Source organism: Nocardiopsis exhalans, assembly GCF_024134545.1.
Lineage (GTDB): Bacteria > Actinomycetota > Actinomycetes > Streptosporangiales > Streptosporangiaceae > Nocardiopsis > Nocardiopsis exhalans.
In genome coordinates, this window is sequence record NZ_CP099837.1 from 2,598,192 (window position 1) to 2,618,654 (window position 20,463).

The window sequence follows — 20,463 nt, forward strand, 5'->3', positions numbered from 1 at the left end:
CTTGAGCAGCGCTTCCTAGCCGACTCCGAGGGCGCGCAGGGCGGCGGTGGTCCCGGCGGCAGCCACGACCACCACCAGGAACGGGGCACGCAGCACCAGGGCGAGCAGAGCCGCGCCCACCCCGGCCATTCTGGCGGTGTCCCAGTTCAGGGACTGTCCGTCGCCCAGCGCCTGCACGGCGATCAGCGCGGCCAGTAGGGCTACGGGGACGGCCAGGGCGAAGCGTTGCAGCCACGGGTTGTCCAGCAGCCGGCGCGGGGCCGCCAGACCCGCGTACTTGAGCAGGTAGCATCCGGCGGCGGTGGCGATCAGCGCGATCCACAGCGTCACGAGCGAACCTCCTCGGTCTGGTCGGCGCCGCTGCCGGGGCTGTTGGCTTCGTTGGCGCCGACGAACGACAGCAGCGCGGCGGAGGCGGCCAGCAGCACCGGTACCCCCGGCGCGAGGAACGGGGTCGCGGCCAGCGCCAGCCCCGCGCCCAGCCCGGCGATCAGCCAGGTACGCGGACCGCCCTCGCGAAGCCGGGGCCACAGCAGCCCCAGGAAGATGGCCGGGCCCACCGCGTCCAGCCCGAACGCGTCGATGTCGCTCACCCGGTCCGTGGCCAGCGCCCCCACCAGGGTCGTGGCCACCCAGAAACCGCCCAGGACCACATAGGTCGTCATGAACGCCGTTCGCGCGGACTCCCGGTCCGGCTGGACCAGCGTCACCGCTGCGGTCTCGTCGATCACCCCGTGCGCGGCCAGGGCCCGGCGGGCACCCCGGTACCCCAGTACGTCGGCCAACCGCAGCCCGTACAGGGTGTTGCGGGCGCCCAGGAGCAGGGCGCCCAACGCTCCGGCGACCAGGCTCCCGCCCCCGGCGATCACCCCGACCAGGGCGAACTGGGAGGCGCCGGTGAACATGAACAGGCTGAGGAACAGGGCCTGGGCGGGGGAGAGCCCGGCGGCCACGGCCGCGGTGCCGAAGGCCAGCCCGGCGGCGCCCACGGCGACACCGATCCCCAGGCTGTCCCGCACTGCAGGCGAGCGGAGTAGAGAGAAGGTCTTCACGTTCGCCCACGTTAGGAGGGTTCGGGCGAAGAGTCTTGAACGTTCTTGCGCCCGGAGCGGGTGGGGATCCGGGCATGCCGAAGGGAGCGGGGTCAGTAGGCGGGGAAGGCCCGGCCGGAAGGGTGGAAGGGTTCGCGTTCGCCTCGGAAGGCCGTCGAGCAGCGGGACAGGGAGCCAGGGGTCAGCTCCGTGACCCGTCCGGCCTGCGCCAGGGACGCCAGGGTCGTTCCGCCCAGGTAGGCGGCGCCGAGCTCGGCCGCGGAGAGTCGCAGGTCTGCGGTGGCGCCGGTGCGTTCGCACCTGACGTCCTCGCCGTCGGCGCGCAGCCGGTAGCGGCCGGTGTTCCACGGGCAGAAGGCGTCGTCCACCTCCAGGACCACGTCCAGCGGTAGGGAGTAGTGACGTTCGGCCAGCGCTCGCTCCACGTCCACCAGACGCACCCACAGGTTGTCGAACACCCCGGTGCTCAGGGCCCCGGCGTCGGTCAGCATGCGCGGCAGAGGGTCGTCGACCGGGCCCTCGTAGTAGAGGCCGGGGTGGGCGTCGATGCTGATGAGCAAGTCCCACAGGGCGGCGTGGGCCCGGGGCCGGGTCGCGGCGAGCTCCACCACATGCACCGTGGCGGGGGTGCCCCGGCTGTCGTCCGCGCCGCGGAAGCGGTAGATCGCGTAGCCCGTCGCCTCACCGCCGGGTTCGGTGTGCACGGCGAAGCGCATCGCTGTCATGCCGCCGCGTACGGGTGGGTCGTCGCGCAGCAGGGCGTCCCAGAAGCGTTCGGGCCGGTCGACCCAGCCGACCGAGCCGGAGCGGACCGTGTCGTGGACCTTCTCCAGCAGCGGGCGGGCCTGTGCGCTGTCGAGCAGCTGGACCCGGCCCTGTCCCGTGTCCACGCCCGGGTGCAGGCGCATCATGCGTTTGTCCCCGCTCACCCGGGCCAGGCGCGAGGCCATCCCGTAGCCGAACCGGCCGTAGATCCCGCCTTCGGAGGCGTTGAGCGCCGCGACCGACTCGCCGTGCGCGCGGACGTCCTCGAACTGGCGGCGGATGATGGAGGTGAGCACACCCCGGCGGCGATGGGTGGGGGAGACCGCGATCAGGGTGACCCCGGCGACCGGCCGCACCGCGCCCGGGACGGTGAGGTCGCGGGAGTAGATCGCGCCGCCGCCGATGATCCGGTCGCCGTCGAAGGCGGCGACGGTGCGTTCGGGTTCGATGCTGCCCTGAACCCCGCGCAGACCCCCTTCCCGCCAGTCCGTGCCGTAGGTATCGCAGGTCATCCGGGCCCAGTCGGTGATCTCGTGCTCGTGCAGCGGGCGCAGGGGGTACGGGTCGCTCATGGGGTCTTTGTACCGTGATGGCTGGTTCCAGTGCCACCGGGTTTCGAGCGTGCCGGGTTTTGGGAGGGCAGGGGGTACGGGTCAGGAGGCGCGTAGGGCGCGTTGGTAGGCGACCGGGGGGACGCCCAGGTGGCGGCGGAAGTGGCGGGTCAGGTGGGGCTGGTCGGCGAAGCCCACCTCCACGGCCACCTCGCCCGCGCGACGCCCCTGGACGAGCAGGGCCCGGGCGCGGTCCACCCGCATCTGGTTCAGGTAGGCGTGCGGGGGCAGTCCGTAGGCGCTCCGGAAGGCCCGGGACAGGGCGAACGCCCCGATCCCCGTGTGCGCCGCCAGCTCTTCCAAGGTCGGCGGATCCACCAGGCGTTCGGCCAACAGCTCCCGTACCCGGAGCACCTCCGGTCGTGCCGCGTGCCCGCCGCCCTCCCTTGCGCGCTCACGGCCGTGGGACCGCAACAGCATGGCGATGCCCTGCCTGGTCAGGGAGGACGCGGTCAGGCGCTCGCCCCGTTCGGCCGCCATGTGTGCCCGCACCAGCACACGGGCGACCTCGGGGGCGTCGATCCCGGACTCGGTGAACCCCGGGGTGCCGCGCATGCCCAGCTCCCGGCCGATGCCCTCGACCACCTCGGGCGCGGGGTAGAAGACCCGGTAGCCCCACCCCTCGGGGATCCCGGCGTGCCCGGTGTGCACCTCGCCGGGGCCGACCACGGCCAGCCCGCCCGGGCCCACCCGTGAGCGTCCGCGCGGATGGGTGTACTCCTCGATCCCGGCGGTGATCATGCCGATGGTGTAGGTGGGGTGTGTGTGCCGGGTGAAGGTCGTGGTGACGAACCGCGCGGTGAGGAGCTCGGTGTCGGGCAGGCCGGAGAAGCGCCAGTACCGCGCGCGCTCCACCCGCGGGTCCTCGACGGTGGGGTGGACCTCACTGGGCAGTTCCAGGCCTCCGGGTTCCATACCCCCAGGTTAGGACGGGCGGGGGCGGGCGGGGGAGGGAGGGCCCGCGCGGATAGCCTGTGCGGATGAGCAAGCCACAGATTCGCCAGGTCCTGGACGAGCGGGACCGCGCGGCCGTCTTCGTCATCCGGGGCGCCGTCTTCGTCGCAGAGCAGCAGGTCCCGATCGAGGAGGAGTGGGACGAGCGGGACACCACCGCCGCCTTCCTCCTCGCCCTCGTGGGCGGGGTGCCGGTGGGCACGGTCCGGCTGGTGGACCAGGGCGACGGTTCCGGGCTCCTGGGCCGGATGGCCGTCCTGCCCGCGGGCCGGGGCAGGGGGACCGGCGCCGCGCTGGTCCGCGCCGCCGAGGACCTGGCGCGCGAGTCGGGGCTCGACCGGGTGGAACTGCACGCGCAGACGCACGCGCTGGGCTTCTACGAGCGGCTGGGTTACACCGCCCACGGCGAGGAGTTCATGGACGCGGGCATCCCTCACCTGCACATGGAGCACAAACTCGGCTGACCGGGCTCCCCGGAAATCTGGCTTCGGGCACCTGGAAGCTCCCCGCTCCCCGTCCGGTGTGACGGGGAGCGCACCCCCGTGCCCTGACCCGTCGGAATACTACCGAGTACGATTCGGTTTTGACGTTGGTGTCCCCCGGTGCGCTCCGCACGCGCACCAGCCAGCCGAGAACGAACACCGACCCGACGAGGAACACATGACGGTCAACACGCAGCCGGTCACCGAGAGCCCCGACGACCCCCGAGCCTTTGGGCTCCCCCTCGTCGACGGTCACGCGATCCCCGCCGAACTGCGCACGTTGGTCTCCCGCGTCCACGACCTCGTCGACGCCGTCGCCAACACCGAGGTCGACACCGACACGCTGGCCGAGACCGCCGCCACCGTCGAGGAGCTGACCGGCCGGCTCAACGTCGCCCGCCGTCAGATCGGCACCATGGTCCGCCGTGAGCTCAGTGACGGCACCACCATGGTCGGTACCATCACCAACATCGTCGAGGGCGAGACCAACCCGGCCGCCCCGCAGCTCTTCCTCGACCGCACCGACGAGGGCCTGCGCGCCGAGATCACCCTCAACACCATCTACCAGGGCCCTCCCGGCCTGGTACACGGCGGCTGGATCGCGGCCATGCTCGACCAGGCCGTCGGCAGCGTTTCGGCCGTGGAGACCAGCCCCGGGCTGACCGCCAAGCTGGAGATCAACTACCGCCGCCCCACTCCGCTGTTCACCCCGCTGGAGATCACCTCCTGGGTGGAGCGGGTCGAGGGTCGCAAGGTCTTCGTCGCCGGTCAGATCCGCGCCCACGGCCAGGTCACCGCCGAGGCCACCGGGCTCATGATCCAGGTCGAGGCCGCCGAGTAACGAGCCCGCCGAACCGGGCGAAGACTCTCCGAGGGGCCGCGCACCGTCCAGGCGGAGCGCGGCCCCTCGCTGTGTAGTAGCATCACCACCGTGACCCACCGCTATTTCGTGTTTAGCCAGCCGACGCACCCGTCGGCCGCTTTCACGTAGGCGGAAACGGGAACGTCGGCAACAGAGCACTCGGGCAGCAGCCCGGTGCTCTTTCGTCTTTTCGGGCGGCCGACGCCCCAGCACACGGTTCCTGGACGGGACGTACGGCCGCGCCGCATCCGCGTACGCATCCAGACCCGAGAGGGAACACCGTGCACGACCGTCACACCGAAACCGCGCCTTCCGTCGAGGCCCCGGCCGCCGAGCAGATCCTCCGGCTGCGCGGCCGGATCGACCAGATGGACGCCGAACTCGCCGAGCTCCTCGAGCGCCGCGCTCTGATCGCCGCCCAGGTCCAGCGGCTCAAGCCGGTCGGCTACTTCGCCGGGCGCGACAGGGGACGCGAGCGTGAACTGGTCGAGCGCATGGCCGAACACGCGCCCCGTCTGGGCGCCGACCGCCTCGCCGAGATCATGGACAGCGTGATCAGCGCCGGGCTGGCCGCCGCCCAGGAGGAAGCGGCCAGTGCAAGCTGACCGGTCTACGGCCGCACCACGTCCACCCACACCAGGCGGTGGTCCGAGCTGGGGAAGGGGTAGTCCCCGGTCAGCCGGAACAGCGGGTCGTCCACGGTGGGCCAGAACACACCGGAGCCGCGTGCGGGCAGCGATCGGGACGGTAGGACGTAGTCCACGCGGAGGTTGCCCGGGCCGGGGACATCGTTGAAGTCCGCGCTGTCCAGCTCCGGGGCGCCCACGTGGTCGTCGTTGGCGCCGCCCTGGCGCTCGGCCGCACCGCGCCCGCCCTGGCTGGAGGGGCGCACGTCCACGATGTGCCGGTGCTCCAGCAACTGGGTCATCGCCTCGGGGTGCCCGTCACCGTCGTTGGGGTCGGCGTTGAGGTCACCCGCGATCACGAACGGAGAGCCGGGGGCGAGGCCGCCAGCATCACCCTGGTCGTCGTAGATGTAGGAACCGGCCCGAGGGGTCACGTAGTCGGCCCAGAAACGGATCTCGTCGTGGTTGCGCGCCACGTTGCGCTTCTCCGGGCCGTCAAAGGCGGGGGGAGTCGGGTGGCTGGCCAGCAGGTGTACGGGGCGGCCGCGTCCGGTGTCGATCGGGATGTCCCAGTGACTCTTGGAGGACAGTCGGAGCACCTCCAGGGCCTGCTCGGAGTAGTACGGCTCGCCGGTCTCGGGGTCGGTGGGCAGCAGCGCACCGGGCATGTCGGCCCACAGGAAGTTCTGGAAGGTGCGCACCTGGTCGGTGACGATCGGGTACCGCGAGTACACGACCATCCCGTACTGGCCGGGGAAGATCCCGTAGCCGAAGGCGTCCTCGGCGTACCCGGGGGTGCCCGGCTCGGTCACCGCCTCGCCGTCGCCGTTTAGGTCCACACCCGAGGCCACACCGGTGTTGACCGGCGCGGAGTACACGTACGGGTACTCGATGGGTTCGGCGCCGTTCTGCCCTACGGACATGTAGTTGTCCTGGAAGAGCCGGGGACCTGAACCCTCCTCGTCGTAGTCGAACTCGTTGACCAGCAGGACGTCGGGGCGCACGTGCTGGATGATCTCGGCGACGTTGCGGGCCTGCTCGCTGTCGGGGGTGGCCAGTTCCTCGGCCAGGGCACCCTGCTCCGGACGCTCCAGGGCGGTGTTGAAGGTCGAGAAGCGCACCTCGTGCGCGCCCGGTGGAGCGGGGACCGACGGCGACTCCGCGGCGGAGGAGGGCAGCGCGGTCAGGGCGGAGGCGGCCAGCACGAGGGTGGCGGTGGAGGCGATACGGCGGGGCCTGTTGGTCACGGAAGGTGGTCCTCTCAGCGGGGGTTCGCGCGCCGGAGCGTAACAGGCGAGCGTGTCCGAACGGTGGACCTCTGCCGTCCGAACAACACCGAAAATCCCTTGGCGGGCCCCTCCCGCCTTGTTTGACTGGCTTGTTATGGCACACAAGGAACCCAACCTCCCCTTCCGCTGGGACATCTCCGGCGGTGACCGGACCGGCTCCCTCACCGATGGAATCGACTACGAACCCGGTTACGTCGATGCCCTCGCCGAGTGCGCGGCCAAGGTCCTGGCCCGCAGCGCCGACGGCGACCTGTACTTCGTGGGGCGTTCCCCCGACAGCGTGTACGACCTGCTCAGCGGGGTGCTCGCCGACACAGACCACCGGGAGCGGCTGCACCGCCTGCCGCTGTCCCTCTACGGCTTCGACGGCGAGGAGGTGACCCCCGACGAACGCGCCCAGCTGCGCACCAACCTCACCGCCTCCGGGATCAGCCCCCGGAGCCTGGCCGCCCGCGAACGCCCCGTGGTCTTCGCGGACCTGGTCCTGCACGGTTCCACCTTCGGCAACCTGCACCGTGAGCTGCGTGACTGGATCGACGACGAAGGGGTGTCCTGGAACCTCATCCGCCGCAGGCTCCGCTACCTCGGCATCACCGTGCGGAAGAAGACCAGCCCCAACACCTGGCGCTGGCAGCAACACGCGGAGTGGACGAGCGACCTGCAGCCCAGCGCCGTGCGCAACGTCTCCATCGACCGATTCCTCTGGGGGCACCTGGGCAACTCCCAGCCCAAGACCGAGCGCTCCTTCCGGCGCTCCCGCTGGTCCGACCCCTCCGTCACCCGTCCGCGCCACGACGAGAAGGCCCGCCAGGGACTCGCCGAGGCCCTGAGCTTCCACGCCCACGGCCGCACCCGCCGAGTCCGCTCCCTCGTCCACCGAACCCTGACCGCCGAACCCGCCTTCCGCGAACCCTGGCTCCGTACCCTCGCCCACAACCTCCGTACCTCCGGCGGAACCTCCCAACCCTGACCCAAAGGCTCAAGAGTCTCCCTGGCCCGGTTCGGTCGGGCTTGGTTCAGCCCAGCCCAGCCCGGCTCGGTCGGGCCCGGTGCAGTCCTGTCCATCCCGGCCCCTCGCACCCGGCGGTGCAGCAGCTTAGTTCCCAGCGTTGTCCGGTTCCGGTTCCCCCGTTTCCCGCCGCTTGATGGTTGCCGTCTGCGCTGCGCGCGTCAAGGTCGTTCGTCCTCGCTTCGCTCCGGGCGCTCCACCTTGACCCGCTTTGCTACGACGGCGGTGGGCGGCTGTCGGGAAACGGGGGAGAAGTGGTCGGGGTGGCCAACGGGCCCTTCGGGCCCCGACCCCTAACTGCCAACTACCTCGGCCTTCGGCCGGCGCCCTCCCCACCCCTGCGCGCACCGGCACTCGTGTCGCGGCCGGTCACTCGCCCGGACGGACCAGCGGTGGCGAGCTCAGTGGTGGTGTCTGGGGTCGGGTGCCTGTTTCGGCCCTCTCTCTGAAGATGATCTTGCTACCAGAAGCAAGTTCGGCGCCGAACTTGCTTCTGGTAGCAAGATCATCGGGGATATAGGGGTTTTGGAAGCAGCGGACAGCCCCAGGCGCGGGTTTCGGGCGCCACACCCCCACGCTGAAAACCGGCCCCACTCGCCCTGCCTGCTTCCGTCCCACCGCCGCGACACGCGGCCCGGCACGCTGGGCCGGCGCGCTGCTTCCGTCGTTGCCGCTGTTCCGTCTCCTGCCGTGACCGGCCGCGACACGAGCACCGTTCCCCACAGGCCTGGGGAGCCCGGGGTCGTCGCTGCCGCTTTTCCGATGGCACGAATGACCGGCCGCGACACGCGACCCGATCCGCGCAGGGCTGGGGGTGCTCCCTCCTTCACCGCCGCTTTCCGTCTCCTGCCGTGACCGGCCGCGACACGTCCAAGTGTTGGGCTCAGACCGGTGGAGGGCACCGGCCGAAGGCCGAGGTAGTTGGGGTTGGGCCCCGACCACTTCTCTCCCGTTTCCCGACAGCCGCCCACCGCCGTCGTAGCAAAGCGGGTCAAGGTGGAGCGCCCTGATTCGGCGAAGCCGCGACGGCGACGACCTTGACGCGCGCAGCGCAGACGGCAACCATCAAGCGGCGGGAAACGGGGGAAACCGGAACCGGAACTGGGCACCGCACACAACGCAGGGAGCCCGGCAGCGGCATCACACAGGGTTCTGCAGGTCTGGTCACTGGGACTGCTCCCCGGGCGCCGGGGATCGGACTCGCGTTGACACAGGTCAGTTCGCCTTGCCGGTATTCCCTCTGTCCCGGTGTTCCCTCCTGTCCGTGTGCTCCCTGTGTCCCCGTGCCGCTCTGTCCCCGTGCCCCCTCTGCCCGTGTACTCCCTGTGCCCCCGGGGTGATCTTCGGAACGATCGGGGATCGTTGTGCCGTTCGGGTGGGGTTGGTTGTCCACAGGCGGCTCCGAAAGTCGTGGGGAAGTCGTAGGCTCAGGAGTCACCACCCTTCCGTCTACCCGCCTGGGGGCACCTGCGTCATGGCCGACTCCTTCGCTCATCTGCACGTCCACACCGAGTACTCGATGCTCGACGGGGCGGCGAAGTTGAAGCCCTTGTTCAAGGAGGCGGCACGGCTGCAGATGCCGGCCGTGGCCATGACCGACCACGGCAACATGTTCGGGGCCTACGAGTTCTTCCAGCAGTCCAGGGGCTCGGGTGTGAAGCCCATCATCGGGATCGAGGCGTATGTCGCGCCGGAGTCGCGCTTCCACAAGAAGCGGGTCTTCTGGGGGCGTTCGAACACGTCGGACGACGCCTCGGCCGAGGGCGGCAAGGACATCTCCGGTGGCGGTCGCTACCTGCACATGACGATGCTCGCCCAGAACGCGCAGGGACTGCGGAACCTCTTCCGGATGTCTTCTCTGGCTTCGTCCGAGGGCTACTACATGAAGCCCCGGATGGACCTGGAGCTCATGCAGCAGTACAACGAGGGCGTCATCGTCTCCACCGGTTGCCCCTCCGGCGGCGTGCAGACGCGTCTGCGCCTGGGCCAGGAAAAGGAGGCGATCGAGTACGCCGCGGGGCTCCAGGACATCTTCGGCAAGGAGAACGTCTTCCTGGAGCTGATGGACCACGGTGTGCCGATCGAGAAGGAGGTCCGTGACGGACTGCTCAAGGTCGGCCGGGAGCTGAGCATTCCGCCGCTGGTCACCAACGACTCGCACTACGTGTACGAGTCGCAGGCCGCGGCGCACGATGCTCTGTTGGCCGTGGGTGTCGGTAAGAACCTGGACGACCCCACCCGGTTCCGGTTCAACGGTTCGGGCTACTACCTCAAGACCGCGGACGAGATGCGCGGGCTGCTCAACTTCGAGGAGTGGGAGCAGGGCTGTAAGAACACCCTGCTCATCGCGGAGCGGATCGCGCCCGATGCCTACAACGAGGTCTTCGCGCACCGGGACCTGATGCCGGAGTTCCCCATTCCGGAGGGGGAGACACAGGCCTCCTGGCTGGCCAAGGAGGTCGAGCGGCTGCTGCCGACGCGGTACCCGGACGGGACGAGTGACGAGGTCCGCCGGCGGGTGGAGTTCGAGCTCGGCATCATCAACGAGATGGGTTTTCCCGCCTACTTCCTCGTGACCGCCGACATCTGCCAGTACGCGCGCAAGGCGGGTATCGCGCTGGGCCCGGGCCGTGGTTCGGCGGCGGGCTCGATGATCGCCTACGTCCTGGGCATCACCGACCTGGACCCGCTGGAGCACGGTCTGCTGTTCGAGCGGTTCCTCAACCCCGAACGTGTGTCCATGCCCGATGTCGACCTCGACTTCGACGAGCGTAGGCGCGGCGAGATGATCGAGTACGTCACCCGCCTGTACGGCGAGGAGCGGGTGGCGCAGATCCTCACCTTCGGCACCATCAAGGCCAAGGCTGCGGTAAAGGACTCGGCGCGAATTCTGGGCATGCCGTACTCGGTCGGCGACCAGATCACCAAGGCCTTCCCCGCGGCGGTCGGCGGTAAGGAGATCCCGCTCGACGCGGTGTTCAACACCGAGAACGAGCGCTACGGCGAGACCACCGAGCTGCGCAACCTGGTCGACAACGACCCCCAGGTCAACAAGGTCATGGAGACCGCGCGCGGTATCGAGGGCCTGACCCGCGGCACCGGTGTGCACGCCGCGGGCGTCATCCTGTCCAAGGAACCCCTGCTCGACGTCATCCCGCTGCACAAGCGTGACTCCGACGGCGCGATCATCACCGGCTTTCCCTATCCTCAGTGCGAGGAGATGGGTCTGCTCAAGATGGACTTCCTGGGCCTGCGCAACCTGACGATCATGGATGATGCGGTCAAGAGCATCAAGGAGGCCGAGGGGACCGACATCGATCTCGCGAAGCTCCCCCTGGATGACAAGAAGACCTACCAGCTGCTCTCCCGGGGCGACACCCTGGGCGTGTTCCAGCTGGACGGCGGCGCGATGCGCAACCTGCTCAAGCGGATGGAGCCGAAGAAGTTCGGTGACATCGCGGCCGTCCTGTCGCTGTACCGCCCCGGTCCGATGGCGGCCAACGCGCACAACGACTACGCCGACCGCTCGAACGGCCGCCAGGAAGTGACCCCGATCCACCCGGATCTCAAGGACGCCCTTGAGCCGATCCTCGGGGAGACCTTCCACCTGCTCGTCTACCAGGAGCAGATCATGGCCATCGCCCAGCAGCTGGCCGGATACACGCTGGGCGGCGCCGACCTGATGCGGCGCGCGATGGGCAAGAAGAAGAAGGAGGCCCTGGAAGAGGAGGAGGCCAAGTTCTTCCCCGGCGCGAAGAAGCGCGGTTTCTCCCACGAGGCCATCCAGGCCCTGTGGGACGTCATGCTCCCGTTCGCGGGCTACGCGTTCAACAAGTCGCACGCCGCGGGCTACGCGCTGGTCTCCTACTGGACCGCCTACCTCAAGGCCAACTACCCGGCCGCCTACATGGCCGCGCTGCTGACCTCGGTCAGTGACGACAAGGACAAGATGGCGGTCTACCTGGCCGAGTGCCGGACCCAGGGAATCAAGGTGCTGCCGCCCGACGTCAACGAGTCCGGTCTGCGCTTCACCCCGGTCGGCAAGGACATCCGCTTCGGTATGGGCGCGGTGCGCAACGTCGGCGCCAACGTGGTGAACTCGATCGTCAAGACCCGCACGGAGAAGGGCAACTACACCTCCTTCACCGACTTCCTCTCCAAGATCGAGTTGGCCGCCTGCAACAAGCGGGTGATCGAGTCGCTGATCAAGGCTGGCGGGTTCGACTCGCTGGGCCAGCCCCGGCGGGAGCTCTACCGCCACCACGAGACCGCGGTCGAGGGCATGATCAGCTCGAAGAAGCAGGAGGCCCACGGCCAGTTCGACCTGTTCGGCGGCGGGGACGACGACAGCGACTCCACTCCCATCGGGCTGAACATCCAGTGGGGTGACGAGGAGTGGGACCGCAAGACCAAACTGGCCTTCGAACGGGAGATGCTGGGGCTGTACGTGTCCAGTCACCCGCTGGCCGGCGCCGAGCGGGTGCTGGCCCGTTCCAGGGACACCTCGATCGCGCAGATCGTCGCCGGTGACCTGGCCCGCGAGCGCGGGGAGGTGCGCATCGCCGGCCTGATCTCCAAGGTCGACAAGCGCACCAACAAGGCGGGCAACCAGTGGGCCATCGCCACGGTGGAGGACCTGGACGCCTCCATGGAGGTGCTGTTCTTTCCCAAGACCTATCCGCTGTACGTGGACGCCCTGTTGGAGGACACCGCGGTCACGGTCAAGGGCCGGCTCAACGACCGGGACGGCACGTACTCGATGTTCACGTCGGAGATGTCGATCCTGGACATCTCGCACATCACCGAGGGCGAGCCGCCGGTGCTGCTCTCGGTGGCGGAGGAGCGCCTGAACCCCGAGCTCGTCGACGACCTGCGCCAGGTGCTGAGCTCGCACAAGGGTGACACCCCGGTGCGGATCCGGGTGGACAACCCGGTGCGCTCCCGGATCTACGCGGTGGACTACTCGGTGCGGATCTCGCCGGAGTTCAACGGTGAGATGAAGAGCCTGCTGGGGGCGTACGCGGTCGACTACTGAACCCGGGTCTCACCTATCTGAACAGCGAGAATCCCCGTGTGCGACACCGCACACGGGGATTTTTCTGTCTTCGCTCTTGCCGAGGTTGAGTTAAAGATATATCTTTGAGCTATCGGTTCACGGAATAACAGTCGTGAACGGTCGAGTTCGCTCGGCGACGATCGACATCAAGGAGAACGACATGACCGCGATGGCACTTCCCGGCCCCTGGTCCTGGGGTGGACGGCGCACCGGGCTCCCCCGACTGCCCTGGACCTGGCGGCCCACCGAAGCCCCGCACGCGCACCACGGTCCGCGACACGGGCACGACGAATCCGGTGAACACGGCGAACACCGCAGCCCGAGGCGGGACGGCTTCGGCCCCCCGCCACCCCCGCCGGGGCCTCCCGGATCACCGCCTCCGCCGCCTCCGTGGCAGGGCGGCGACGGACCCTTCGGGCCGGGCGGACCGTTCGGCCCCGACGGGCCGATGGGCCCCGGCGGCCCCTTCGGCCCGGGTGGCCTCTTCGGGGGCGGGCACGGGCACGGACGAGGCGGAGGACGCCGCGGCACCCGAGCCCGGCGCGGTGACGTGCGCACCGGAATCCTCATGCTGCTGGCCGAGGAGCCGCGCAGCGGCTACGAGATCATCCGCGAGGGCCGCGAGCGCAGCGGCGGCGCCTGGCGCCCCAGCCCCGGCTCCGTCTACCCCATGCTCCAGCAGCTGGAGGACGAGGGCCTGGTCGTCCAGATCGAGGGGGAGGGGCGTCGCCGCCCCTACCAGCTCACCGACGAGGGCATCGCCTACCTCGAGGAGAACGGTGCCGACCTCACCCCGCCGTGGGAGGCGGGCGCGGACGCCTACGCCGACGCCAGGTCCCGCTACGAGGAGATCAGCACCCTGGCCTACCAGCTCTCGGCCGCCGCGTCCCAGGTCGCCCAGGCCGGGACCCCGGAGCAGCTGGAGCGGGCCAAGCGCCTGCTGGCCGAGACCAAGCGGGGGCTCTACCTGATCCTCGCTGACGAGGGCACCGAACCGGGCACCGACGGCGGGCAGTGACGAGTGCGTGCGCTAGCCGCTTGGGGTTCACGCGCTGTGCAGCACCTCGGCGTGGCTCATCTCGCGGACGGCGCCAATCTGGCCGAAGAAGTCGGCGGACGCCGGATCGGAGGGCATCTCCTTCGCGGCGCGTTCTGCCGCCTCACGAGAGTTCCACAGGATAACGTCGCCGATGCTGCCGTCATCGAAGGCGACGAGTGTGGCCGAGAGGAAGTCGGATCCGTAGCGCTCTTTGAGCCGGGCGATCAGCTGCCCCCGGGCAGTGGTCAGGGCGGCCGCGTCATTGGTCTCGAAACGCACGTACTCAAGCGTCATGGAAGAGCTCCCCACATGTAGAGACGGGTGATGTCATGGATTTGATTGTCTAAATCCGTGACATGAAGATATCACGGGTTCGTGTGTGCGAATCCGGTATCCTGTGGGGATGACGACGCGCGAGTTCAGTGACATGCCGTGGATCGGCCACGAACACCCGGTCCTTGACCTGACCAACACTGTCGTCGTCGGCTCCGGTCTCGGACGTGGAGACATCGACTTCTTCGCTGATCCAGGGCTTACGGCAGCGTGGCGTGCCAAGGCCGCTGACCGTGCGCTCGCCCAGTCGCGAATCGTGGAACTGCGTTCACTGCGCACGCTCGTTCGCGCGGCCGTGGATGCCCGTGCTGAGGGGCGGCCCTTGCCCGAACCCGTGCGGGAGGGACTGAACGGGCTCGCCGCCCGTGCGCCCGTCGTCCTCCAGCTTGAAGCGGACGGAGAACTCAGGCACGAGGAGAGCGGCGGCGACGCGTGCGCGGCCGTGGCTCGACAGGCGCTGACCCTCCTCTCGGAGGAGGGGAGTGACCGGCTGCGCCGGTGTGACGCGCCCAGCTGCGGCATGTACTTCCTGCGCACTCGCAAGGACCAGGCGTGGTGCACGGTGGGGTGCGGCAACCGGGCGCGGGCCACACGACGTCGCCGTCCCGGGTGACAGCGTGGGCCTACTCGCCCGTGGCGCCGTCCGCCAGCTCCCGGAGGACGTCCAGGTGCCCGTTGTGCCGCGCGGTCTCCTCGACCATGTGCATGAGCACCCAGCGCAGCGTCACCCGCCCGCGCTCGGTCAGTACCCGGCGGGAGGAGTTTCCCAGCTCCAGGTGGGAGGTGATCTCCCGGGAGCGGTCGCACTGGGCCCCGTACTCCGCGAGGAGCTCGTCCAGGGGGCGCTGCGCCCCGATCCTGAACTCCGCGTCGGGGTCCTCGACCGAATAGGGCGCGACGTCGGGTTGGTTGAGCATCACGACCTCGAACCAGAACGCCTCCACCCAGCGCAGATGGGACACGATGCCGCCGATGGTGGACATCGGTGACGACGGCAGCGGCGCGGACGAGGACAGTTCGGCGGCCAGTCCGGCGCATTTGCGGTGCACCGTGGCCCGGTGCCAGTCCAGCCACGCCAGAAGCATCGTGCGCTCGTCGGCGGCCGTGGGAGGATCGACACGCTCGGACACGGTCAGGGAAGTGCTCTTCTCGCTCATGGCGGTATTCTCCTTCGGGCCATGTCCGGTATCCACTGGTTTTCGGCAGGTCCGGACGGTGAAGAAGAAGGAGCGGCTGATGGCGGAACAGAGCGGCACGGGTGCGTCGGGGCTGGGGCGCGGCCTTGCCGTGGGCGCGGCCTTCTTCGGGGGTGTGGCCCTGCTGGGAGCCCTGCTGGGCCCGCTGTGGTGGTGGCTCGCGCCGCGCCCGGAGGTGGTGGTCCTGCCGGACGGCGGGGTCTTCACCGGGGCCTCGGAGACCGTCTTCGCCGGTGAGGGCTACTTCGTGCTGATCACCGCGCTGGCCGGACTGGTCACCGGTTACGCCACCTACATGCTCCAGTTCTCGCTGGCCCGGCGGCGCTTCCAGGACCTGCGCCTGGTCGGTCTGGTCGCGGGCGCGCTGGGTTCGGTCGCGGCGTCCTTGCTGGTGTGGCGGATCGGTGTCGCCCTGGACGGTCCGGCCCGGGAGCTGGTCCTGGCGGCGGAGACCGGTGACACGGTCATCGCGGCCCTGCAGCTCCAGGCCACCGCTTTCCTGGTCGCCTGGCCCTTCGTGCACATCCTCCAGTACGGGCTGCTGGACGCCTTCAGCCTGCTGCGCGGTGATCAGCCCGGTGTCCCCGAACCGGTCCGGGCCGACCGCCACCCGGACGCCGAGTGGACCCCGGGCGCCCAGGCCCCGAACTCCGAAGACCCGAACCCCCGGGCACAGGCCTCCGGCACGCCGGTGAACGGTGCCCCCGCCCCGCACGCATCCGCCCCGCACGCACCCTCTCCCCACGACACGACGGCGGCCCCCGCCCCGGAGGGGCAGGGGCCGCCGATGGCAGCGGAGGGGGACCGCTCCGGGCCGGAGGGTCCGCGGAGCTGATCCCGCCCCTCACAGGGACTGGATGGAGCCCTTGTACATTTCGTCGAGCTGCTCGCGGTACCGCTCTTCGACGGCCCTGCGGCGCATCTTCAGGCTCGGCGTGATCTCGCCCTGCTCCACCGTCAGCTCACTCGGCAGGATGGTGAAGTCCTTGACGGTCTCGTGCCGGGGCAGGTCCTTGTTGAGCTCGTCGATCGCCTCCTGGACCATCGCCCGGACCTTCGGTTCCTTGGTCAGCCCCACGTAGTTGAGCGCACCCAGCCCGTTGGCCTCGGCCCACACCTCGATCGCCTCGGGGTCCAGGGTCACCAGCGCCACGCAGTACGGCCGGCGGTCTCCGTGCACCACCAGGTTGCCGACGTAGGGGCACAGGGACTTGAACCGGCTCTCGATGCTCTGCGGCGCCACGTACTTGCCGCTGGCGGTCTTGATCAGCTCCTTCTTGCGGTCGGTGATCCGCAGCCGGCCGTTCTCCAGCACGCCGATGTCGCCGGTGGCGAACCAGCCGTCCTCGGTGAGCACGGCCTCGGTGGCGCCGGACAGGTTGTGGTAGCCGCGCATGATGCTGCCGCCGCGCAGCAGGACCTCGCCGTCCTCGGCGATCCGGACCTCGGTGCCCGGAAGGGGAAGCCCGACGCTGCCGAAGCGCACGTCGCCGGGCCGGTTGAGGAAGGCGCCCGCGGAGGTCTCGGTCAGGCCGTAGCCCTCCAGGATGGTGATCCCGGCGCCGTAGAAGAACCGGCCGATGTCGGGGGCCAGCGGAGCGCTGCCGGAGACGAAGAACTTCAGGCGGTCGCCGAAGCGGGCGCGCAGCTTGCTGAACACCAGCTTGTCGGCGAGCTTGTGCTGGACGGCCAGAGCACCGCTGGGCGCTTTACCGTCCTCCTTGAGCCGGGCGACCTTGTCACCCACGCCCACGGCCCACTTGAAGATCTTGTACTTGGCCCCGCCGCCCTCCTTGGCCTGCATGACGACCTTGTTGAACACCTTCTCGAAGATGCGCGGGGCCGCGGCCATGAAGGTCGGCCGCACGACGGCCAGGTTGTCCACGATCTTGTCGACGCGGCCGTCGATGGCGGTCAGGAAGCCCAACCGCAACTGGGCGACCTGCATGACCTTGCCGAAACTGTGCGCCAGCGGCAGCCACAGGTACTGCACGTCGTCCGCGTCCAGCATCTCCCAGCCCTGGGCGCGCATCTCGTCGCCCATGACCTTGAGCGCCTCGGCCTCGTAGAGCCAGTTGGCGTGGTCCAGGCGCACGCCCTTGGGGCGGCCGGTGGTGCCGGAGGTGTAGATGAGCGTGGCCAGGTGCTCGGACTTGACCGAGGCGACCAGCTCGTCGAACAGCTCCGGCTTCTCGGCGTGCACCTCGGCGCCGAGGGCGGCCAGGTCCTCCAGGCCGATGACCCAGTCGTTGTCGCCTCCGGCCGCGCCCTCGAAGGTGATGACCTTGGAGAGCCCCGGCATGGCGCCGCGCTGGTCGACCAGCTTGGCGACCTGCTCGTCGTTCTCGGCGAAGGCCACCATGCTGCCCGAGTCGGAGACGATGTAGGCGCAGTCCGGCGGGGTGGAGGTGGGGTAGATCGTGGTGGAGGCACCGCCCGCGCACAGGATCGCGAGGTCGGCCAGCACCCACTCGATGCGGGTGCTGGAGGCGATGGCGCAGCGAGCCTGGGAGGTCACGCCTAGGGAGTGCAGGCCCAGCGCCAGGTCGCGGACACGGTCACGGGTCTGGTTCCAGGTGAGGGTCTCCCACTTCTCGCTGCCACCGGTAGAGGAAGGGATCGGGTAGGTGAACGCCTCCCGCTCGCCGGATTCGGCGACGCGGGAAGCGAACATGTCGGGGACGGACCGATAGGGGGATGAAGTGTTGCCCATCTCACAAAACTACCCCTGAGTAGGGGGGTCGGCAACACTCCGTGGGCGAATGTGTGGAGGTCCACCGTCTCCTGTGTTCCAGGGGACTCCGGATCGGGGGAGGGGCCGACCGGACCTTTCGCCGGAATCGGTGGGCCTGTCCCGGCTCAGTTCGCGCCGATGGGGGCGGTGACCGCCTCGGTCAGCGCGATCAGGTCCTCGGGGGGCAGCTCCATCTGCAGGCCCCGGCGCCCGGCGGAGACGTAGACCGAACGCAGCCCCGAGACCGAGGAGTCGATCACCGTGCGCAGCCGCTTGCGCTGCCCCAGCGGACTGATGCCGCCGCGCACGTAACCGGTGATCTTCTCGGCCCGCGCCGGGTCGGCCATCACCGCGCGCTTGCCGCCGACCGCCGCCGCCAACGCCTTGAGGTCGAGTGAGCTGCTGACCGGGACCACCCCGACGGTGAACACGCCGTCCACCTCGGCCACCAGGGTCTTGAACACCTGCTCGTGGGGGACCCCGATCGCGTCGGCGGCGTCGGTCCCGTAGGAGTGGCCGTCACCGCCGTCCACCTCGTAGGGGTGCAGGGTGTAGGTGGTCTTGGTCCGGCCGGCGGCCACGGTCGCGGGCGTGGCTTTTCCACTCATGGAGTACCTGGGCTCTCCGCTTCGGGGTCTGTTGATCTTCCGGGCAGGTTACTCCTCCTGCCAGGGCGGAGACCCCCGGGTGAGGCGACACGCCCCCGCTCCTGAACGCTCGCCCGGAGCCGGGCCCCGCCGTCCGCACGAGCGCCCTAGTTGAAGGACACCCCGTTGTTGAGGAAGGGCCCCGCGGGCAGGTTGGGCAGGTCAGGGGCGGCCACGATGCGGTTCTCCCGGCGCAGGAAGCGCGCGGCCACCGCGAGCCGGGTCGCGGCGTTCTCGGCCTCCAGCAGCCGCTGCTTCTCCGCCGAGTCCAGCACGACCGAGACCGACACCGAGTACGACAGGGCGATCGGGTCGCGGGGCAGGTCGGCCGAGACCTCGGAGGCCATCCCGATCGAGGCCAGCCGCTGCTGGTACACCTCGTAAAGATCGCGCACCCGCTCGGCGTGTTCCTTGGCGTCGGGGCCCATCGGCTCCGGCAGCAGGGCCACCGAGGCGGTGGAGTAATCGTCGGGGGAGGAGCGGTCGACATCGTCCAGGTCGGTGATGGTGAACCGGGTCCCGCCCTCGATCACCAGGTCGTAGCGGCCGTCCTCGTAGGTGCGCACGTCACGCACGACCGCTGTGCAGCCGACGGCGCTGACCAGGGGCAGCGAGGGGTGGGCGCTCGAACCCGCGGTGTTGGGCACCCCGGTGTCCGCACCACCCGCGCCCTGCCCGGACTCACTGGCCACCTCGTGGCCCAGTTCGATCCACACGACGCCGAACCGGGCGGGGCCGCGTTCCCGACCGCCCGCCTCACCTCCGGCCAGGGTCGGCCCGAGCAGTTCCGAGACCAGCCGACGGTACCTCTGCTCGAAGACGTGGAGAGGGATCGTCATGCCGGGGAACAACACGGTGTTGAGCGGGAAGATCGGCAGTGCCTCTGGCATGGTTCCAGTATGCCCGCCGCGCCCGGGAGCTCGCTCGTCGGAGCTCCCGGGCGCGGCGGATGAAGCGTTCGGACGGTCGGCTGGGAGACCGTCGGGGTGTCAGGACGCGTCAGGCGGCGCCAGGACTACCGAAGGCGTCAGGACACCGAGGGGCCGGCGGTGCCGGGCGCGCCCTGGCTGCCGTTGTCCTCGCTGGGCATGTCGCGGGCCACGAAGGCCTCCACGTCGAACAGGTTGCCGTTGGCGCGGTCCACGACGTTGAGCAGGGTCGACATCTTGGCGATCTCCTCCACCTGCTCCTGGATGAACCACTGGAGGAACTGCTCACCGGTGTAGTCGTCCTCGTCACGGGCGACCTTGGCCAGACGCAGGAACTGGTCGCTCACCTCTCGCTCCTGGCGCAGGGCCAGGGCGACCAGGTCGCGGGCGACGGCGAAATCGGTCTCGATCTCGTCCACGCCCGGAAGAGCGAACGTCACGTCCATGTCGAGCAGGTAGCGCACGATCATCATCGCGTGGTCGCGCTCCTCGAGCGACTGCTCGTAGAAGACCCGGGCCAGCTGCGGCAGGTCCTGGTCGTCGAACCAGGCCGCGATCGCCACGTACTGGTGCGAGGCCGTGAACTCGTGCCGCACCTGGTCAACCAGGAGGCGGTGGAACTTGGAAAGGCTGCTATCGCTGGTCTTGTTCGAAGTCATGTCACTACAATAACGTATTCAAAAGCGTTATGCGAATCCCGAGAAAAGGCATCTGAATTTGTTAGGCAAGCCTTTCTTTGGCTGGATTAGGTTAGGTGTCCCAAACTTAGGTGAAGCTAATTTCGCGCATTTGCGGGAGAGTGTTCGCGCATGTCCGCCGAAGCGGGGTTCGCGCCGGTCGCGCGGGCCCCGCGCGGGTGTGGTGTCCATCATCCGGACA

General features: G+C 69.5%; 19 protein-coding genes. 8 read left to right on the forward strand and 11 right to left on the reverse strand.

The window, feature by feature from the left end:
• Positions 1 to 15: 15 nt before the first annotated feature.
• The 4 genes from NE857_RS11615 to NE857_RS11630 all read right to left on the reverse strand — a co-directional run bounded on the left by NE857_RS11615 (position 16) and on the right by NE857_RS11630 (position 3,343).
• Positions 16 to 330, reverse strand: coding sequence for an AzlD domain-containing protein (locus tag NE857_RS11615; RefSeq protein ID WP_254420986.1), 315 nt, complete (start codon positions 328 to 330; stop codon positions 16 to 18).
• The gene (locus tag NE857_RS11620; RefSeq protein ID WP_254420987.1) at positions 327 to 1,052 is read right to left on the reverse strand and encodes an AzlC family ABC transporter permease; all 726 of its coding nucleotides are present in this window, start codon (positions 1,050 to 1,052) and stop codon (positions 327 to 329) included. The genes NE857_RS11615 and NE857_RS11620 overlap by 4 nt, the downstream gene beginning before the upstream one ends.
• Positions 1,053 to 1,144: 92 nt before the next feature.
• On the reverse strand, positions 1,145 to 2,389 hold the full coding sequence (locus NE857_RS11625; protein ID WP_254420988.1) for a GNAT family N-acetyltransferase: 1,245 nt from the start codon (positions 2,387 to 2,389) through the stop codon (positions 1,145 to 1,147).
• Positions 2,390 to 2,470: 81 nt separating this feature from the next.
• Entirely contained in the window at positions 2,471 to 3,343 is an 873-nt protein-coding gene (locus NE857_RS11630) for an AraC family transcriptional regulator (protein WP_254420989.1), read from the reverse strand.
• Positions 3,344 to 3,408: 65 nt separating this feature from the next.
• Between NE857_RS11630 and NE857_RS11635 the strand changes: the two genes are divergently transcribed.
• The 3 genes from NE857_RS11635 to NE857_RS11645 all read left to right on the forward strand — a co-directional run bounded on the left by NE857_RS11635 (position 3,409) and on the right by NE857_RS11645 (position 5,331).
• Positions 3,409 to 3,846: a GNAT family N-acetyltransferase gene (locus tag NE857_RS11635; RefSeq protein WP_254420990.1), complete on the forward strand. Its 438-nt coding sequence runs from the start codon at positions 3,409 to 3,411 to the stop codon at positions 3,844 to 3,846.
• Positions 3,847 to 4,042: 196 nt separating this feature from the next.
• Positions 4,043 to 4,705, forward strand: coding sequence for a PaaI family thioesterase (locus NE857_RS11640; protein WP_254420991.1), 663 nt, complete (start codon positions 4,043 to 4,045; stop codon positions 4,703 to 4,705).
• Between the two features lie 302 nt (positions 4,706 to 5,007).
• Entirely contained in the window at positions 5,008 to 5,331 is a 324-nt protein-coding gene (locus tag NE857_RS11645; RefSeq protein WP_254420992.1) for a chorismate mutase, read from the forward strand.
• Positions 5,332 to 5,336: 5 nt separating this feature from the next.
• On the opposite strand, the gene NE857_RS11650 is transcribed toward NE857_RS11645, so the two are convergent.
• Positions 5,337 to 6,599, reverse strand: coding sequence for an endonuclease/exonuclease/phosphatase family protein (locus NE857_RS11650; protein ID WP_254420993.1), 1,263 nt, complete (start codon positions 6,597 to 6,599; stop codon positions 5,337 to 5,339).
• A gap of 136 nt (positions 6,600 to 6,735) precedes the next feature.
• On the opposite strand from NE857_RS11650, the gene NE857_RS11655 reads away from it, so the two are divergent.
• The 3 genes from NE857_RS11655 to NE857_RS11665 all read left to right on the forward strand — a co-directional run bounded on the left by NE857_RS11655 (position 6,736) and on the right by NE857_RS11665 (position 13,724).
• Positions 6,736 to 7,611, forward strand: coding sequence for a hypothetical protein (locus NE857_RS11655; protein WP_254420994.1), 876 nt, complete (start codon positions 6,736 to 6,738; stop codon positions 7,609 to 7,611).
• Between the two features lie 1,513 nt (positions 7,612 to 9,124).
• A complete protein-coding gene (gene dnaE / locus NE857_RS11660) occupies positions 9,125 to 12,685 on the forward strand; it encodes a DNA polymerase III subunit alpha (RefSeq protein WP_254420995.1) in 3,561 nt (1,186 codons plus the stop codon).
• 181 nt (positions 12,686 to 12,866) lie between these two features.
• Positions 12,867 to 13,724, forward strand: coding sequence for a PadR family transcriptional regulator (locus NE857_RS11665; protein ID WP_254421949.1), 858 nt, complete (start codon positions 12,867 to 12,869; stop codon positions 13,722 to 13,724).
• Positions 13,725 to 13,751: 27 nt separating this feature from the next.
• Here the strand turns inward: NE857_RS11665 and NE857_RS11670 are convergent, their stop codons facing one another.
• The gene (locus NE857_RS11670; RefSeq protein ID WP_254420996.1) at positions 13,752 to 14,039 is read right to left on the reverse strand and encodes a hypothetical protein; all 288 of its coding nucleotides are present in this window, start codon (positions 14,037 to 14,039) and stop codon (positions 13,752 to 13,754) included.
• A 109-nt stretch (positions 14,040 to 14,148) separates the two neighbouring features.
• On the opposite strand from NE857_RS11670, the gene NE857_RS11675 reads away from it, so the two are divergent.
• Positions 14,149 to 14,691 (forward strand): CGNR zinc finger domain-containing protein, encoded by a 543-nt coding sequence (locus NE857_RS11675; RefSeq protein WP_254420997.1) that lies wholly within the window; start codon positions 14,149 to 14,151, stop codon positions 14,689 to 14,691.
• 10 nt (positions 14,692 to 14,701) lie between these two features.
• Here NE857_RS11675 and NE857_RS11680 read toward each other — a convergent pair whose 3' ends face one another.
• Complete coding sequence (locus NE857_RS11680) at positions 14,702 to 15,235, reverse strand: DinB family protein (RefSeq protein WP_254420998.1); 534 nt, start codon at positions 15,233 to 15,235, stop codon at positions 14,702 to 14,704.
• A gap of 79 nt (positions 15,236 to 15,314) precedes the next feature.
• On the opposite strand from NE857_RS11680, the gene NE857_RS11685 reads away from it, so the two are divergent.
• Complete coding sequence (locus NE857_RS11685) at positions 15,315 to 16,109, forward strand: hypothetical protein (protein WP_254420999.1); 795 nt, start codon at positions 15,315 to 15,317, stop codon at positions 16,107 to 16,109.
• Positions 16,110 to 16,118: 9 nt separating this feature from the next.
• On the opposite strand, the gene NE857_RS11690 is transcribed toward NE857_RS11685, so the two are convergent.
• The 4 genes from NE857_RS11690 to NE857_RS11705 form a co-directional block, all read right to left on the reverse strand.
• A complete protein-coding gene (locus NE857_RS11690) occupies positions 16,119 to 17,987 on the reverse strand; it encodes an AMP-dependent synthetase/ligase (RefSeq protein WP_254421000.1) in 1,869 nt (622 codons plus the stop codon).
• Positions 17,988 to 18,133: 146 nt separating this feature from the next.
• Positions 18,134 to 18,589 (reverse strand): Cys-tRNA(Pro) deacylase, encoded by a 456-nt coding sequence (ybaK, locus tag NE857_RS11695; protein ID WP_254421950.1) that lies wholly within the window; start codon positions 18,587 to 18,589, stop codon positions 18,134 to 18,136.
• 173 nt (positions 18,590 to 18,762) lie between these two features.
• Positions 18,763 to 19,545 (reverse strand): LON peptidase substrate-binding domain-containing protein, encoded by a 783-nt coding sequence (locus tag NE857_RS11700; RefSeq protein WP_254421001.1) that lies wholly within the window; start codon positions 19,543 to 19,545, stop codon positions 18,763 to 18,765.
• A 137-nt stretch (positions 19,546 to 19,682) separates the two neighbouring features.
• Positions 19,683 to 20,243: a ferritin gene (locus tag NE857_RS11705; RefSeq protein ID WP_254421002.1), complete on the reverse strand. Its 561-nt coding sequence runs from the start codon at positions 20,241 to 20,243 to the stop codon at positions 19,683 to 19,685.
• Positions 20,244 to 20,463: the final 220 nt, after the last annotated feature.